A 15,496-nucleotide genomic window follows, 5' to 3' on the forward strand; every position below is an offset into this window, starting at 1 on the left:
TACCGGGCCTACGCGTACATCGCCTCCAGTACCACCTTTCGCAATTCCTGCGCTTTCGCCTCTCGTTTCTTGATAGTTACCCTGATAACTATTATCTTGGCCGTGTGTGACGAGAGGTTTCCCCATGAGTGAAGAAGAACTGTTCTGCCGTAGACCGATGGGCATGCGGATGGCGATGATCGTGCGCCAGTGGCGTGCCGTCATCGACGAGGCCATTCTCGATACCGGGTTAACCCAGTCGAGCTGGACGGTGATGATGCAGCTTCATCAGCTCGGGGATAACGTCTCAATGAGTGAGCTGGCGGAGGTGCAGGGCATTGAACTGCCGCCGCTGATGCGCACCCTGACACAGCTGGAAAAGCAGGGATACCTGCTGCGCGCCGTATCGCCTTATGACAAGCGCATCCGGCTTCTGACGCTGACGCCTGAGGGAAAAGCCCTGTTACAAAGGCTCACTCAGGTGATTGAGACGTATCAGGCGCGCGTATCGCAAAACATCGCGCCGGAACATCTCGACATTTTCAGCGCCACGTTGAATCAAATCGCCTGCAATTTGCGGACAATCCGCGAAGAAGATAACAAGACCGAAAAATAATGACCCCTGAACAAAAGTTTGCCCGCTGGGTAAGGGTGAGTATTGCCTCTTTCCTGCTGATGTTTGTCTACTTTATCGTCGCGGATATCTGGATCCCGCTGACGCCGGACTCCACCGTGATGCGCGTGGTGACGCCGGTGTCTCCGCGCGTCTCCGGTTACGTGGCGGCGGTACACGTCCACAACAACAGCCAGGTGAAGAGAGGCGATCTGCTGTTTGAGCTCGATGACACGCCGTTTCGCAATAAGGTGGAAGCGGCGCAAATTGCGCTCGAGCAGGCACGCCTGTCCAACGAACAGCTGGATGCGCAGATCGCCGCCGCGCAGGCCAGCCTGAAAACCGCCGTGCTGACCGCGCGTAACGACAAAGTGACCTTTGATCGCTACCAGAAGCTGAGCACGCTGCAGAACGTCTCGCAGGCGGATCTGGATAAAGTCCGCACGACCTGGCAGAGCAGCGAACAGTCCGTCAGCTCAATTCAGGCCAACATTCAGAACCTGCGTATCCAGCGAGGCGAGCGGGACGAGCACCGCAACGTGACGCTGCAAAAATACCGTAACGCGCTGGATGAAGCAGAGCTGAACCTCGGCTGGACGAAGGTCTACGCCCAGGCGGACGGCACGGTCAGTAACCTGCAGTTGAGCCCCGGCTTCTACGCTTCATCCGGTTCCGCCGCGCTGGCGCTGGTGAACAACCAGACCGATATCGTGGCCGATTTCCGTGAGAAGAGCCTGCGCCATACCCATCAGGGCACCGATGCGGCCGTGGTGTTTGACGCCTTCCCGGGACACGTTTTCCGCGCCCACGTCACCAGCAGCGACGCGGGGATCCTGGCAGGGCAGGAGGCCGTTAACGGCCAACTCTCCGAGCCGGAAACCTCTAACCGCTGGGTGCGCGACGCTCAGCGCATGCGCATTCACGTGACGCTGGACGAGGCGCTGCCGAAGCATCTGCCGACCGGCGCCCGCGCGACCGTGCAGCTTTACAACAGCGAGGGGCCGTTTGCGCGCTTCTTCTCCGGGATGCAGATCCACCTGGTAAGCCTGCTTCACTATGTCTATTAGTACCCTGGCGCGGGTTTTTACCCCGCACGGCAACATCGTCTACACGGCAAACGACTTTCGCCAGACCCTGCGCATCGTCTTTGCCGGGATGATTGCGCTGAGCATCTCCAGTTTCTACAACACCAGCTACGGCGTCTTTTTCGTGGTCTATCCGATCATGCTGCTCTCGCTGGTGCCAGTGTTTAACCGCCACGTGGCGAAGCAGTTTATCTTCAGCGCATCGCTCAACTGCGTTGAAATGGTGATTATCATCGGCTATCTGTCGCAATGGCCGATCATCATGACGCTGGTGGTGTTTGCCCTGTACGTGATGCGCTTTCGCTTTATGAGTAAAGGCCCGCTGTTTCTGTTCGGTTCGATGGGTGTGGTGTGCCAGAGCGTGATGCTCAACTTTATGAGCTACCCCACCACCAACTGGCACACGCTGCTGTTTTCCAACATCGAAGCGAGCGTGATGGCGGTGTGCCTGAGCGCGCTGATGAACTATCTCCTGCCGGACGTGGAGCCCCGCAAGCCGCCGCCGCTGATTGAGAAAGACGACGCCCGCGTGCGCCACGAGTCGCTGCTCTCCGGTACCGTCGCGACGCTGATATTCGTCGTTTTTCAGATCAGCGATTTAAGCGATTCGCTTTCGGCGCTGATGGCAGGGATTTTGATCCTGTTCCCGATGCACTATCGCGGCGCGGTGATGAGCTCCATCTGGCGCGTGGTCGGCGTGGTGCTGGGCTGTCTCTATATTCTGGTGGTGCAGCTGATCCTCTACGATCACAGCAGCCATATGCTGCTGATGATGCCGCTGATCGGCCTTGGGCTGGCGTTTGGTGCCCGACTCCACGTGATGGAGAAGGTGGGGGCGGGCGTGGGCTTCTCCAGCATCACCACCATCGGGATAATGTTCGGGCAGAACATGCACCCGGACACTGACCTGGTGTTCAGCGATCTGTACCGCATCACCTCCGTTACCTTTTCGCTGGTGGCGACGCTGACGATGGTCTTTCTGGTGCACCTGATCCTGAACCGCTTCGAGGCGACGCGCTACGTCATCGCGCCGCCCAAAGCGGATTAATGTCCCAGCACGGCAGGCAGCTGCGAGAGTAAAAACAGGATCAGGCCAATCGTCCCGCCCACCAGGGTGCCGTTGACGCGGATAAACTGCAGATCCTTGCCAATGTTCAGCTCAATCTGGCGGGACATGTCTTTGGCATCCCAGCTTTTCACCGTGTCGCTGATATGGCGTGTCAGGAACGCAGCAAAATCCGGCGCGAGGCGGTGCGCGGCCTGCTCCAGATGCTCGTTCAGCGAGGCCTGCAGGTTCGCGTCGTTCGTCAGCGTTTCACCGAACCACAGCCCGGCGTTGGCGATGCGCTGCTTCACGCGCGAGTCCTCACTCTGCATATCCGCCTTTAGCCACTGGCGCAGATCGGCCCACATCTCCCCCAGATAGCGGTTAAACGCCTCATCGTTTTTCAGGTAATGCTTGATGTTGTCGGCTTTGGCCGCCATGTCCGGATCGTTTTTCAGGTTGTCGATAAGCTTCAGCGTGGCGCGGTCAAACGCCTGGCGGATCTGGTGCGTGCGGTCGTGGCTGATATCGTCCAGCAGCGTGTTGACCGCGTTCGATACCATCTCCGCACTCTGATCGCCCAGCCACTCCGTGGGCAGCACCATCGCCTTGCGGGGATGCTCGGTTTTGAGCCAGTGGACGATCTGGTCGGCGATAAAGTCCCGCGTGCTTTCCCGCTGAATCAGGGTAATCAGTCGGTTGATGATGGTGTCCAGCAGCACCTGATGACGGTTGTTTTTGGTCATGCTCTCCAGCATCACGGCGCTGGTTTCGGTGAAATCGACCTTGTCGATGGCCTTATGCACCGCGCGTTTGAGCAGGCGCTGAATGCGCCCGTCGTCGGTCAGCTCGAGAAAGCCGCTCATCACCTGCATCAGATGCAGCCCGACGCGCTGGGCGTTGTCGGGCTTGCTGAACCAGGCGCCAATCATCTGTGCGGGCTCATAGCGGCGGATCAACGCCACCAGCGACTGGGTATCCAGAAACTTCTCCTGCACGAACTGGCCGAGATTGTCGCCGATCCGGTCTTTATTGCGCGGGATGATCGCCGTATGGCGGGAGATAAAGGGAATCGGCACCCGGCGGAACAGCGCGACGACCGCAAACCAGTCAGCCAGCGCGCCGACCATTGCCGCCTCGGCAATGGCCTTGACGCCGCGCACCCAGAAGGTCTGCGGCAGGAACAGGGTGGTGATAAAGGCCGCGGCGGCAACCAGCAGCAGCGACAGCGCCAGCAGCTTGGCGCGTTTGAGTTCAGCTATTTTTTCCATGGGTTAAGGATAGAGGGATACGGGGGGAATGTGCAAAGCAGGGAACGTTATGTCATTCCCGCTTCTGGAATCTACCTTCCGGAATTAAACACCTTTTTACATATTTGGTTTAATCATTGTGCAATTTGTATATGCTTTTTTGTATATACAATCAGGGAAGGGTACACTATGCCAATGGAGTATGAGTGGGATAGCAATAAGGCGAAAAGTAACCTGCAAAAACATGGCATACGTTTTGAGGATGCGGTTATGGTTTTCGACGATCCTTATCATTTGTCTGTTCAGGATCGCTATGAAAACGGTGAATTTCGCTGGCAAACCATCGGCCTTGTGCAAGGCCTTCTTGTTATTTTGGTCGCACATACGGTACGTTTTGAAAGCGGAGGAGAAATCATCCGTATCATTAGCGCACGAAAGGCGGACCGTAAAGAGAGGAGCCGTTATGAGCATCGTTAAACATAAACGAGGTAGTGCGCCTGAGGTAAGCGCTCGTCGTGTGGCTGAGCTCAAAGCATTAGCTGAAAAACCAGATGCGGAGATTGATTACAGCGATATTCCTGCCACGGACGATGAACAGTGGTCAGGGGCGGTGCGAGGGAAGTTCTATCGACCACTCAAAACTCAGGCATCTGTACGCATTGACGCCGATGTCATGGAGTGGCTTAAACGGCCTGGGAAAGGTTATCAGACGCGGCTCAATGCCATTTTGCGTGAAGCAATGCTGCGCGATCAAAACAAAAAATAAATAGCGGGCAGCGTTTGGCTGCCCGCTATCTCAGCGTATATTTTCCAGCAGCCGCCACAGCACCCACCCGCCAAACCCCATCAGCACCACCCCTGCCGTGCGCTCTATCAGCCACAGCGCATGGCTGAGCTTCTGTTGCACCGCCGATAGCCCCATCAGCGATACCAGTGCCAGATCCCACGCCAGCACCACCGTCACCATCCAGACGCCGCACGTTGCCTGCTGAAGCAGCGTCACGTCCGGCCCCAGTAGCGCCGTCATCAGCGCCAGATAGAACAACGCGTTCTTCGGATTAAGCAGCGCCGAGCCGAGCCCCAGCAGGATCTGCTTGCGCAGCGAAGGGCAGCCCTGATGGGTTTCATTCAGCCTCATCGCCTGCGGTTGGCTGCGCACCAGATGCGAGCCGATCCACAGCAGGTACAGTGCGCCGGATAACTCGATGAGCGTAAACAGCCACGCAAACTGGCGCAGCGCACTCCAGCCGATAATCACCAGTAAGATATACAGCCCGTTGCCCGCAGCGATGCCGACGCACAATCCAGCGCTGCCGCGCAGTCGGTAGCGCGCCGCGTAGCCCAGCAGCAGGAAAAAGTCCGGACCCGGGCTTAACAGGGCGACAAAATGCGCCAGCGCCAGGGCGAGAAAAGCAGAAGGGAAGAACAGTTCCATAGCGACCTCGGTTAACAATCTGAGGTCAGGCTACGGTGATGCCAACGTTATTTATTGTCAGATATTGATCGGCCCGTGGCGTACTGGCGAGGCGTGGCGGCGGTATAGCTGACGAAGGTCTTATGAAAATGGCTCTGGTCGGCAAACCCGCTCTGGTAGCCAACGTCGGCGATGTCGTCCCCGGCATGTAGCCGCGCTTTGGCGAACTCCACGCGGGAGATGTTGAGGAAGCTGCCCGGCGTCAGGCCGGTATCCTGCCGGAAGGTGCGGATCAGCGTCTCCTTGCGCAGCGAGAATCGTTGGGCAAGTTCGTCAAGCGAAGGCGGTGCGGCCAGGTCGGCAAGAAACGCCTGCCGCACGTGCTGACTGGTTGAGCGAAGCGCATCTGCGTTTTCCACGCAGCGGGGCAGGGCTGAAAGCAGCGTGTCCACGGATACAGGCGACATCATCTCAACAATATCCAGGTAGCGCTTAAACAGTGTAGGGTCGCGAATCACCTGTAACGCCAGAGGAATATCGGTGTCGATATAGAGCATATGGTAGCTGCGCGGTTGCCCGGCGACGGGGTTGCAGCTGTGCGGCGCAGAAGCCGGGATCACAATGAGGTCCCCGGGGTTAAGAATGTATTCTTTGTCATGACAAATGCAGCAGGTCTGGCCTTCCATAATCGCGCCGATAGAGAGCTGAGGGTGAGTGTGGCGTTTGTACGCCTGCGTGCTCTGCCACGTGCTGCGCAGTTCAAGGCCTGAGGCGCGGTGAAAAGTCTGCCGGATGTGTCGGGTGTCGGTCATAAGCCCTCCTTCTGGACGTTTTTTATACCACGTCAGCGAACCGTCTGGCAGCGCTTCATTAAGAACCTTCCGGATATACCCAACTTTACGTCCACGGCCAGTCATGTTGACTACCCTTAATACCCTAAGCGGTAAAACAAGGAGATTCGACATGGCTTATCAGACAGTAAATCCTGCCACTAACCAGCTCATCAAAGAATACCCCTCACATACCGACGCGGATATCGAAGCGGCACTGAAGGCGGCCGATGCGCTTTACCATTCGGACTGGGCGAAAGGCGATATCAGCCAGCGCCTGCCGGTGCTGCATAAGCTTGCCGATCTGATCGACGAGCGCACCGAGGATCTGGCGAAAATCGCCAGCCAGGAGATGGGCAAGCTCATCGAACAGAGCCGCGGCGAGGTGAAGCTGTGCGCGCAGATCGCCCGCTATTATGCCGACAACGCGAAGCAGTTCCTGGCTCCGGTGAAGTATCAATCCGAACTCGGGGAAGCGTGGGTGGAGCATCATCCCATCGGCGTGCTGATGGCCGTTGAGCCGTGGAACTTCCCGTATTACCAGCTGATGCGCGTCCTGGCGCCAAACCTGGCGGCGGGCAACCCGGTGATCGCCAAGCATGCCAGCATCGTGCCGCACTGCGCCGAGACCTTTGCCCACCTGGTGCGCGAGGCGGGGGCGCCGGAAGGCGCATGGACTAACCTGTTTATCTCGTCCGAGCAGGTGGCGAACATCATTGCCGACGATCGCGTGCAGGGTGCCGCATTAACCGGCTCTGAAAAAGCCGGCAGCGTGGTGGCCGCGCAGGCGGCGAAGCACATTAAGAAATCCACGCTGGAGCTGGGCGGTAACGACGTCTTCGTAGTGCTGGACGACGCGGACCTGGACAAAGCCGTCAAGACTGGCGTGAATGCGCGCCTCAACAACGCCGGGCAGGTCTGCACCGCGGCGAAGCGCTTTATCCTGCATGAAAAGATCGCCGACGCCTTCCTGAGCAAATTCACCGAGGCGTTTAAGCAGGTGAAGATTGGCGATCCGCTGGACGAAAGCACCACGCTGGGGCCGCTGTCGTCGAAAGATGCGCTTGAAACGTTGACCAAACAGGTTAACGAGGCGGTGAAAAACGGCGCGACGCTGCACCATGGCGGCAAGCCGGTGCAGCGCGACGGGAGCTTTTTTGAACCGACGATCCTGACGAACATCTCGCGCGACAACCCGGCGTACTTTGAAGAGTTCTTCGGCCCGGTAGCACAGATGTACGTGGTGAAAAACGACGACGAGGCGGTCGCGCTGGCGAACGACTCCCACTACGGCCTGGGCGGCGCGGTATTCAGCCAGGATATCGAGCGCGCGAAGAAAATGGCGTCGCGGATCGAGACCGGGATGGTGTACATCAACTGGCTTACCGATACCGCGCCAGAGCTGCCGTTCGGCGGCGTGAAGCGCTCCGGTTACGGACGCGAGCTGTCGGATCTGGGGGTCAAAGAGTTTGTGAACCAGAAGCTGGTGGTGGTGCGTCAGTAAGAGGTCATAAAAAAACCTGCCAGCCGGCAGGTTTACTATGAACAATATCATCGCCTTTCTTGCCGGGTGGCGCTGCGCTTACCCGGCCTACAATGTGCAACAATTTTAATATATTGCCCCTTTGATTGTAGGCCCGCGCAAGCGTAGCGCCGCCGGGCGAAACGCACACACAGGCTTAGAAGGACACTCCACCGCCTACATATGCGCCGTCAATCAGCGTGTGGTTCGGACGACCGTCTTTACCATCAACGCTCACGTGGCGGTAGCCCACTTTCAGGGTCACCGGCGCGATCGGCGTCCAGCTTACGCCACCGTTGGCTTCCACGTAGTTTTTCACGCTGTTGTTCAGCCCTTCTGGCGCAACGTAGCCTTCACCGTACACGTGGATGCTGTCGGTCAGGGCAACGTTTACGCCGCCGCCGATCGGGAACGCCACGCCGTTATCGCCTTTTTTCGGGCCGATGTAGATGGCTTTGGCACCCGCATTCAGCATTACCGGGCCTACTTCCAGGTTGTAGCCTGCGCCCACGCCGCCGGTCTGGGTACCGTCATCGGTGTTTTTAAGCCAGTTGCTTTCGGCATACAGGCCGGATGAGGATTTCCCCATTTCGAGGTTGAGGTTGGTAAAGTTTTTACCCTGCTCAATGCTGCCGCCCATTGCCAGAGCGGAACCCGAGAGGGCGGTCAGAGCAGAAAGAAGAAGGATATTCAGTTTTTTCATGTTTTATGCCTCGTCATTAAATTCATCTGGAGGCACCTTAACAAGCGATGTTTATGACTGCAAATGTGATGAAGGTCGCTGTTTTATACTGATATTGTTAACTTTTTTATTTGAAATGTTGCATCGATGTTTGATTGTCGAGGTGTCAATGCGTGATGTTTGGACGTTTAGGCACCGTTTAATTTTTTGACTAAACATAAACTGAACGAGGAAGGGATAGTGATTAGAGGCGAATTAATTGAGTTTCTAATAATTTCCAAAAGTATTTCAGATGACACACAATACAACATAACATTACATTTCCGGGCAATGAATATACGTTCACTCGCCCATGCCGATTGCCTTTCCATGTCATTTTTCTGACACGTTTATTCTTTACGTTGTTGGCTTCACTTACTGGATGCTAACAATATGAAAAGAAAAATTATTCCTGTGCTTATCGGTTGTGCGCTCTCTTTCTCTGGCCTGGCGGCACAGCCTACCGCTGAGCGCTATGTCGTCAGCTTCCCCGAGGGCTCCCATGTGAAATACAGCGGCGCGTTTGCCGATGCGTTTCCGAACGGGCTCCCGGTGGGGATTGGCTCTGGCCTGCTGTTTACAGGCAAACAGGGCGATGCCCTGACGTTTGCGACCGTGACCGATCGCGGTCCCAACGCCGATGCGCCAAAAATGGGTAAAAACGAAGCCAAAATATTTGTCACGCCAGATTTCGCGCCGCTGCTGATGACCATCCGCGTCCAGAACGGCAAAGCGGAGGCGGTTGATGCCCGCCCGCTGCATGACGATAAAGGCGAGATTAACGGTCTGCCGCTGCAAAGCGGCGTGATTGGTTCCACCAATGAAGTGGCGTTCAGCGATACCTTAAAGACGCTCAAGGGTGACAACCGCGGACTGGATACGGAAGGCATCACGCCGGACGGCAAAGGCGGTTACTGGCTGTGCGACGAGTACGGCCCGTTCCTGATTAACGTCGACAGCAAAGGCAAGATCCTCGCGATCCATGGGCCGCAGGCCGCGGAAGGGGAAAAATCCATCGCGGGCGGTCTGCCAAACATCATCAAATGGCGCCAGCCCAACCGGGGCTTTGAAGGCCTGACCCGGATGCCGGACGGACGGATTATCGCCGCGGTGCAAAGCACGCTGGACATCGACGGTAAGAGCAAAAAGCAGGCGCTGTTCACCCGTCTGGTGAGCTTTGACCCGGCGACCGGCAAAACCGCGATGTACGGTTACCCTATTGACAGCGCTGCCTACGACAAAAACAGCGACGCCAAAATCGGCGACATCGTGGCGCTCGATAATCAGCACATCCTGCTGATTGAGCAGGGAAGCGATAAAAACGACGGAATGCGTAACCTGATTTACAAGGTGGATCTCAGCAAGGCGAGCGATCTTTCCGCCTTTGACAAGCCGGGCGAGTACCCGGAATTTGATGATGAGAAAACCCTGGCGCAGCGCGGCATTACGCTTGCAGCAAAAACGCAGGTGGTCGACCTCCGCGCGCTGGGCTGGCAGCAGGAGAAGGCTGAAGGACTGGCGCTGATCGACAGCAAAACGCTTGCGGTGGCGAACGATAACGATTTTGGCGTGAAGGTCGCGATGCAAAACCCGGTCGAGGGCAAGAAGCTCAAGGATTACCGGGTAAACGCGGAAGGCAAGCTGACGCTGGATGATAAACCGGTGGAAACCACGCTCAGCGTGAAGCCGCTGAAGAAGCCGGAGTCCGACAGCGAGCTGTGGATTGTGACGCTACCGGAGGCGGTGAAATAAGTTTACCGCTCACCCCTCTCCCCACAGGGGAGAGGGGATTGTTCGGAGCGCATAGTTAAGCGGGGAGGCTATTTCTTCAGACCCGCAAACGCCGCCCGAATCTCCTCTTCCGGCAGTTGGATGCCAATAAACACCATCACGCTGTGCGGCGGTTCATCGCCCCACGGTCGGTCCCAGTCGGCGCTGTACAGGCGCTGCACGCCCTGGAACAGCAGGCGGTTGGGCTCGCCGTCAATCCACAGCATCCCTTTGTAGCGCAGCAGCTTGTCGGCAAACGACAGCAGCAGGTTCTCCATTACGCGGGAGACTTCGCTGATATCCACCGGATAATCCAGCTCCACCACAATTGACGCCACGTCGTTTTGCTTGTCTCCCATAAAGTGGAAGCGCGGTTTCGCGGTGACATTCTCCTCCAGCATAAAGCCGTTGGTATTGAACAGCTGGGACAGGTCGATATCGCCGTGCGTCACCGTGTAAATTGGCGCGCGGGAGTTGATGCGCGTCAGGCGCTCGCGAAGCTTTACGCTTTCGCCCGCCACGTCGGTTTTGGTCAGCAGGATGCGGTCGGCGTAGCCCACCTGAGACTGGGCGATGGTGAACTGGTTCATCTGCTCGTCCGCGTGGACCGCATCGACCAGGGCAATGACGCCGTCCAGCAGGTAGCGCTGGCAGAGGATTTCGTGAGAGAAAAAGGTCTGAATAATCGGGCCGGGGTCGGCCATGCCGGTGCACTCGATCACCAGACGGTCAAAGTCGATTTCACCGCGATCGCGGCTGTCGAGCAGGTCCAGCAGGGCGTCTTCCAGCTCGTTAGAGCGGGTGCAGCAGATGCAGCCGTTGGTCAGGGTTTTGATCTGCGTGGCGCGATCGCCAATCAGCTGGTCGTCTACGGAGACTTCGCCAAATTCGTTTTCGATGACGGCGATTTTGAAGCCGTGCTGCTCGTTGAGAATGTGGCGCAGCAGGGTGGTTTTACCGGCGCCGAGGAAACCGGTCAGCAGGGTAACGGCAATCGGGGTCATGGTCTCTCCTTTAGCAGCAGCGGACGCCGCCTTCTCCACTTCCGCCGTAGCGCGCTTCCTGACGCTCGCGGAAGAATTCGGTGTAGGTCATGTATGGCTTATCCGGATGGTTGGTCTTCATATGCTCAACGTAGTTGTCATAGTCCGGAATGCCAATCAGCATTTTCGCCGCCTGACCGAGGTATTTTTTTGCTTCGCCTAAGTTACCAAACATAACGTGTCCTGATAAGAAAAAGCCCGGTGGCGCGCAGCGATCCGGGCCTACAGTACCGTTGTAGGGCGGGTCAGCGCAGCGCCACCCGCCATTGTTTTAGTGGTGTGAAGAGGTCTTCACGCCGCCTTCCGGCACCGGTACGTACGGGGTTTCTTTATCCGTACGGCCTTCAGCGTTACGCACTTTCAACCAGGTTTTGATGCCGTAGAAGATAATGCTGTACACCACCACCAGGAACAGAATGCTCAGACCCGCGTTGGTGTAGTTGTTCACCACGATATGGTTCATGTTGGCAATCTGCTGGGCAGTCAGGTCTGCGCCGCCTGCGGCAATCTTCTCTTTGTACTGGTTAGCCATGAAGAAGAAGCCTTCCAGCTGCGGGTTGGCGCTGAACAGCTTCAGGCCAAGCGCCCAGGTGGTGCAGAGCAGCAGCCACAGCGCAGGCACCACGGTGACCCAGATGTATTTGGTGCGCTTCATCTTCACCAGTACCACGGTGCCGAGCACCAGCGCCACGGCAGCCAGCATCTGGTTAGAGATACCGAACAGCGGCCACAGGCTCTTCACGCCGCCGAGCGGGTCGACAACGCCCTGATACAGCAGGTAGCCCCACAGGCCGACGCAGCCCGCCGTACCCAGAATGCCCGCCACCAGAGAGTCGGTTTTCTTCAGGAACGGCACGAAGTTACCGAGCAGGTCCTGCAGCATGAAGCGGCCCGCACGGGTACCGGCGTCCAGCGCGGTCAGGATGAACAGCGCTTCGAACAGAATACCGAAGTGGTACCAGAAGCCCATGTCCGCCCACGGCAGCACTTTGTGGAACACGTGGGCGATACCGACAGCCAGCGTCGGTGCGCCACCGGCGCGGTTCAGCACGGACGGTTCGCCGATGTCTTTCGCGGTCTGCATGATCTGCTCAGGCGAAATCACGAAGCCCCAGGAGCTGACGGTCGCTGCCGCGTGTGCGCTGGCGTCTTTCAACTGCGCCATAATCAGCGCCGCGTTGTCGCCGCCCATCTCGTGCAGGTTAGGCATAGTAATGCCAAGACCCGCCGGTGGGGTGTTCATCGCAAAGTACAGACCCGGTTCGATGATGGACGCGGCAACCAGTGCCATGATCGCCACGAAGGACTCCATCAGCATCGCGCCGTAGCCGATCAAGCGTGCGTCTTTCTCGTTCGCCAGCAGCTTAGGCGTGGTACCGGAGGAGATCAGGGCGTGGAAGCCGGAGACCGCACCGCAGGCAATGGTGATGAACAGGAACGGGAACAGGGCGCCTTTCCACAGCGGACCGGTACCGTCAATGTACTGGGTTACCGCCGGCATTTTCAGCTCAGGGTTGATGATCACAATCCCGATTGCCAGACCGACGATAACGCCGATTTTAAGGAAGGTCGCCAGGTAGTCGCGCGGGGCCAGAATCAGCCACACCGGCAGCAGGGCAGAAACGAATGCGTAACCGATCAGCGCGAAGGTGATGGTGGTGTCTTTAAAGGTCAGCGCCGGGCCCCAGTACGGGTCGTGCGCAATCACGCCGCCGAAGTAGATGGAGGCGACCAGCAGCACGATACCAATCACCGACACTTCGCCCACGCGTCCCGGACGCAGGAATCGCATGTAGATCCCCATGAACAGCGCAATCGGTACGGTAGAGCAGACGGTGAAGACCCCCCACGGGCTTTCGGCCAGCGCTTTCACCACGATCAGGGCCAACACCGCAAGGATGATGATCATGATCAGGAAGCAGCCGAACAGGGCGATAGTCCCTGGCACGCGGCCCATCTCCTCTTTGACCATCTCACCCAGAGAGGCGCCGTTACGGCGAGAAGAGATAAACAGCACCATAAAGTCCTGCACCGCACCCGCCAGCACCACGCCCGCCAGCAGCCAGAGCGTACCCGGCAGGTAGCCCATCTGCGCGGCCAGTACCGGGCCGACCAGCGGGCCTGCACCGGCGATGGCGGCAAAGTGGTGACCAAACAGCACGTAGCGGTTGGTTGGCACGTAGTTCAGGCCGTCATTGTTAATGACCGCCGGGGTGGCACGCGTCGGGTCGAGCTTCATAACCTTCTGCGCGATGTATAAGCTGTAGTAGCGATAAGCCACAAGATAGACGGAAACCGACGCGACCACGATCCACAGGGCGCTTACGTGTTCGCCCCGGCGTAATGCGACAACCGCCAGACAAAAAGCGCCGAGGATCCCGAGTAAGGCCCAGGGCACGTGCTTCAGTAGTTTTTTAGTATCCATAGTAAGACCTGGTTTTTTATGTAAAGAAAAAAGGGTCAGGGTTCGTTGTGAGGAGGTATTGATTAATGCTGGAGCGATCGTGCCAGATCAACGCGCGCGTAAAGGACGGTAAATGAATGAGTGGTTGAAAGTGCCGGGTGAGCGGTCAAAGGCGGCGACGAGCGGTTTCGGCTCGCCGCCAGTGGGCGAAATTATGTGATTGAGATCACTTGATTATTCGGGGTACGCTCCACGGCCAGATAGCTTTCCAGCGTCCTGATGAGCTTCTCCTTCAGCCAGCTTGGTTCCAGTATCTGAATATGGGGGAGCCAGTAGAACAGCAGCGGCAGGATCTGGTTCTCGTGGGCCGCCTGGCAGCGCAGCGTGACGCCGCCCTGTTGCTCCTCCAGCAGCTCCTGTTCCGGCAGAAGATCGCGGCGCAGGAAGTAATGTGAAATATTATCTTTAATGAATATTTTCACCGCGAAAGTATCTTCGGACACCCAAGGATCAAGGCTTTTTTCCAGCAGCTCAAGGACATTTTCTTCGGGAGTGAAGGTCGTTTTCTGAATATCAAACCAGCTAATCTGGCTCAATGAGAAGGATTTCAGCCGCCTATTTTCGGTGGCTTGTAAATACCATATATTTTTTTTGTTAATGAGTTTATAGGGATTAATCAGGCGGGTTTTGCCCTTATAAACGATCTGGCAAACATTATGGTTTTTAATCGATTTCTCGACTTTCGTTAAATGACGGCGAATATCGCGTTCTAATGTGTGTTCCGCTTCATTACCAAGAATAAGAATATGGTTTTCATCTACGCGCGTTTCAAGCTTTTGCCAGAATTCCGTATTTCTTTCAGGGAAAAAGCTGTCGGCATTCAGAAAGTTAGCCAGAGTGTGGTGCAATCCTTGTCCGCCGGGCGATTGTGCAGAATGAATCAGACGATATAGCCCGTTACCGGTATGTTCAACAATGGGAGAGAGTGCATTTAAATCCCGATAGACGGTGCGCTCGGTAATTTTAAATTTCTCCATTAGCGCACTGCGGTTTACCACACCGTTTAAATGTAGCTCAAGGAGAATATCGACCAGACGTTCAGCCGAGCGGCTCCGCGTCGTTTTAGCCATAAGGTCATCCTGTATATATAGGCATGCGCTGAATGATGCGGGTGCACTGACACAACCTGTCAGTATTCAGGCACAGAAAATTTCTCTTATGGGTATATAACGGCGTGATTTAGCGGAAACCTTAGGAGTTTTTGCAGAAAGCGGCGCTGGCCGGAAAAAAGGCCAGCGCGAGGGAGATCACACGGCGACTTCCGTCTCCAGCATGACCGGGTGGAAACGGCGCCTGAAGTAGATCAGGCCGTGGCCCGCATCACTCAGGATGATGTTTTTAATTTCAACAAGATAAACCAGATGCGTGCCGATGGTTTGCACCTGGCTTATTTCGCCTTCAAGGCTGGCCAGCGCGCCCTTGAGCACCGGCTGCGCCAGCGGGCCTTTCTGCCAGCAGGAGAGGGCAAAGCGATCCTCCATCGTCATACCGGTCATCCCGGCGAAATGGCGCGCCATGATCTCCTGCTCGTGGTTCAGCACGTTAACGCACAGCCTGCCGTTGCCCTGGAATACCGGGTTCATGGCGCTGTTGGCGTTGATGCATACCATCACCGACGGCGGGGTGTCCGTGACCGAGCAGACGGCGGTGGCGGTGATGCCGCAGCGTCCGGCCTCACCCTCGGTGGTGACAACATTGACCGCGGCCGACAGGCTGGCCATCGCGTCGCGAAAACGCAGGCGTTGTTCTGATTGCATGAA

At 56.9% G+C, this 15,496-nt stretch carries 16 protein-coding genes; 7 read left to right on the forward strand and 9 right to left on the reverse strand.

Features of this window, described 5'->3' with window-relative positions; genetic code table 11:
• The first annotated feature begins 124 nt into the window (after positions 1–124).
• From ABFV38_RS02785 to ABFV38_RS02795, 3 genes are read left to right on the forward strand one after another with little or no spacing between them, the layout of a single operon-like run.
• Positions 125–595: a MarR family transcriptional regulator gene (locus ABFV38_RS02785; RefSeq protein ID WP_024908312.1), complete on the forward strand. Its 471-nt coding sequence runs from the start codon at positions 125–127 to the stop codon at positions 593–595.
• Positions 592–1,659, forward strand: coding sequence for an HlyD family secretion protein (locus ABFV38_RS02790; RefSeq protein WP_090393039.1), 1,068 nt, complete (start codon positions 592–594; stop codon positions 1,657–1,659). Before ABFV38_RS02785 ends, ABFV38_RS02790 begins: the two co-directional genes overlap by 4 nt.
• A complete protein-coding gene (locus ABFV38_RS02795; protein WP_048028649.1) occupies positions 1,649–2,725 on the forward strand; it encodes a DUF2955 domain-containing protein in 1,077 nt (358 codons plus the stop codon). Before ABFV38_RS02790 ends, ABFV38_RS02795 begins: the two co-directional genes overlap by 11 nt.
• Here the strand turns inward: ABFV38_RS02795 and ABFV38_RS02800 are convergent.
• Complete coding sequence (locus tag ABFV38_RS02800) at positions 2,722–3,993, reverse strand: DUF445 domain-containing protein (protein ID WP_348958426.1); 1,272 nt, start codon at positions 3,991–3,993, stop codon at positions 2,722–2,724. The genes ABFV38_RS02795 and ABFV38_RS02800 overlap by 4 nt on opposite strands.
• A 168-nt stretch (positions 3,994–4,161) precedes the next feature.
• Between ABFV38_RS02800 and ABFV38_RS02805 the strand changes: the two genes are divergently transcribed.
• Together ABFV38_RS02805 and ABFV38_RS02810 are read left to right on the forward strand one after the other, a co-directional pair.
• The gene (locus tag ABFV38_RS02805) at positions 4,162–4,449 is read left to right on the forward strand and encodes a BrnT family toxin (RefSeq protein WP_048377779.1); all 288 of its coding nucleotides are present in this window, start codon (positions 4,162–4,164) and stop codon (positions 4,447–4,449) included.
• Positions 4,436–4,738, forward strand: coding sequence for a BrnA antitoxin family protein (locus tag ABFV38_RS02810; RefSeq protein WP_023293359.1), 303 nt, complete (start codon positions 4,436–4,438; stop codon positions 4,736–4,738). Before ABFV38_RS02805 ends, ABFV38_RS02810 begins: the two co-directional genes overlap by 14 nt.
• 30 nt (positions 4,739–4,768) lie before the next feature.
• On the opposite strand, the gene ABFV38_RS02815 is transcribed toward ABFV38_RS02810, so the two are convergent.
• Positions 4,769–5,407, reverse strand: a complete 639-nt coding sequence (locus ABFV38_RS02815; protein ID WP_348958429.1) for a LysE family translocator — start codon at positions 5,405–5,407, stop codon at positions 4,769–4,771.
• A 47-nt stretch (positions 5,408–5,454) separates the two neighbouring features.
• On the reverse strand, positions 5,455–6,198 hold the full coding sequence (locus tag ABFV38_RS02820; RefSeq protein WP_348958431.1) for an AraC family transcriptional regulator: 744 nt from the start codon (positions 6,196–6,198) through the stop codon (positions 5,455–5,457).
• A gap of 151 nt (positions 6,199–6,349) precedes the next feature.
• On the opposite strand from ABFV38_RS02820, the gene ABFV38_RS02825 reads away from it, so the two are divergent.
• Positions 6,350–7,720, forward strand: a complete 1,371-nt coding sequence (locus tag ABFV38_RS02825; protein WP_348958433.1) for an NAD-dependent succinate-semialdehyde dehydrogenase — start codon at positions 6,350–6,352, stop codon at positions 7,718–7,720.
• A gap of 175 nt (positions 7,721–7,895) precedes the next feature.
• Here ABFV38_RS02825 and ABFV38_RS02830 read toward each other — a convergent pair whose 3' ends face one another.
• Complete coding sequence (locus ABFV38_RS02830) at positions 7,896–8,441, reverse strand: YfaZ family outer membrane protein (protein WP_024908300.1); 546 nt, start codon at positions 8,439–8,441, stop codon at positions 7,896–7,898.
• Positions 8,442–8,852: 411 nt separating this feature from the next.
• Between ABFV38_RS02830 and ABFV38_RS02835 the strand changes: the two genes are divergently transcribed.
• Positions 8,853–10,211 (forward strand): esterase-like activity of phytase family protein, encoded by a 1,359-nt coding sequence (locus tag ABFV38_RS02835; RefSeq protein ID WP_262778562.1) that lies wholly within the window; start codon positions 8,853–8,855, stop codon positions 10,209–10,211.
• A gap of 68 nt (positions 10,212–10,279) precedes the next feature.
• On the opposite strand, the gene yjiA is transcribed toward ABFV38_RS02835, so the two are convergent.
• The 5 genes from yjiA to ABFV38_RS02860 all read right to left on the reverse strand — a co-directional run bounded on the left by yjiA (position 10,280) and on the right by ABFV38_RS02860 (position 15,493).
• A complete protein-coding gene (gene yjiA / locus ABFV38_RS02840) occupies positions 10,280–11,233 on the reverse strand; it encodes a GTPase (protein WP_063622614.1) in 954 nt (317 codons plus the stop codon).
• Between the two features lie 10 nt (positions 11,234–11,243).
• Positions 11,244–11,447: a YbdD/YjiX family protein gene (locus ABFV38_RS02845; RefSeq protein ID WP_003856610.1), complete on the reverse strand. Its 204-nt coding sequence runs from the start codon at positions 11,445–11,447 to the stop codon at positions 11,244–11,246.
• A gap of 96 nt (positions 11,448–11,543) precedes the next feature.
• A complete protein-coding gene (locus ABFV38_RS02850) occupies positions 11,544–13,697 on the reverse strand; it encodes a carbon starvation CstA family protein (protein WP_262808556.1) in 2,154 nt (717 codons plus the stop codon).
• Between the two features lie 191 nt (positions 13,698–13,888).
• Positions 13,889–14,806, reverse strand: coding sequence for a WYL domain-containing protein (locus tag ABFV38_RS02855; protein ID WP_348958437.1), 918 nt, complete (start codon positions 14,804–14,806; stop codon positions 13,889–13,891).
• A 177-nt stretch (positions 14,807–14,983) separates the two neighbouring features.
• Positions 14,984–15,493, reverse strand: a complete 510-nt coding sequence (locus tag ABFV38_RS02860) for a 4-hydroxyphenylacetate 3-monooxygenase reductase subunit (protein ID WP_196365465.1) — start codon at positions 15,491–15,493, stop codon at positions 14,984–14,986.
• Positions 15,494–15,496: the final 3 nt, after the last annotated feature.

The sequence above is a fragment of the Enterobacter cloacae complex sp. Mu1197 genome (assembly GCF_040059225.1).
In the GTDB taxonomy this organism is placed as follows: domain Bacteria; phylum Pseudomonadota; class Gammaproteobacteria; order Enterobacterales; family Enterobacteriaceae; genus Enterobacter; species Enterobacter quasiroggenkampii.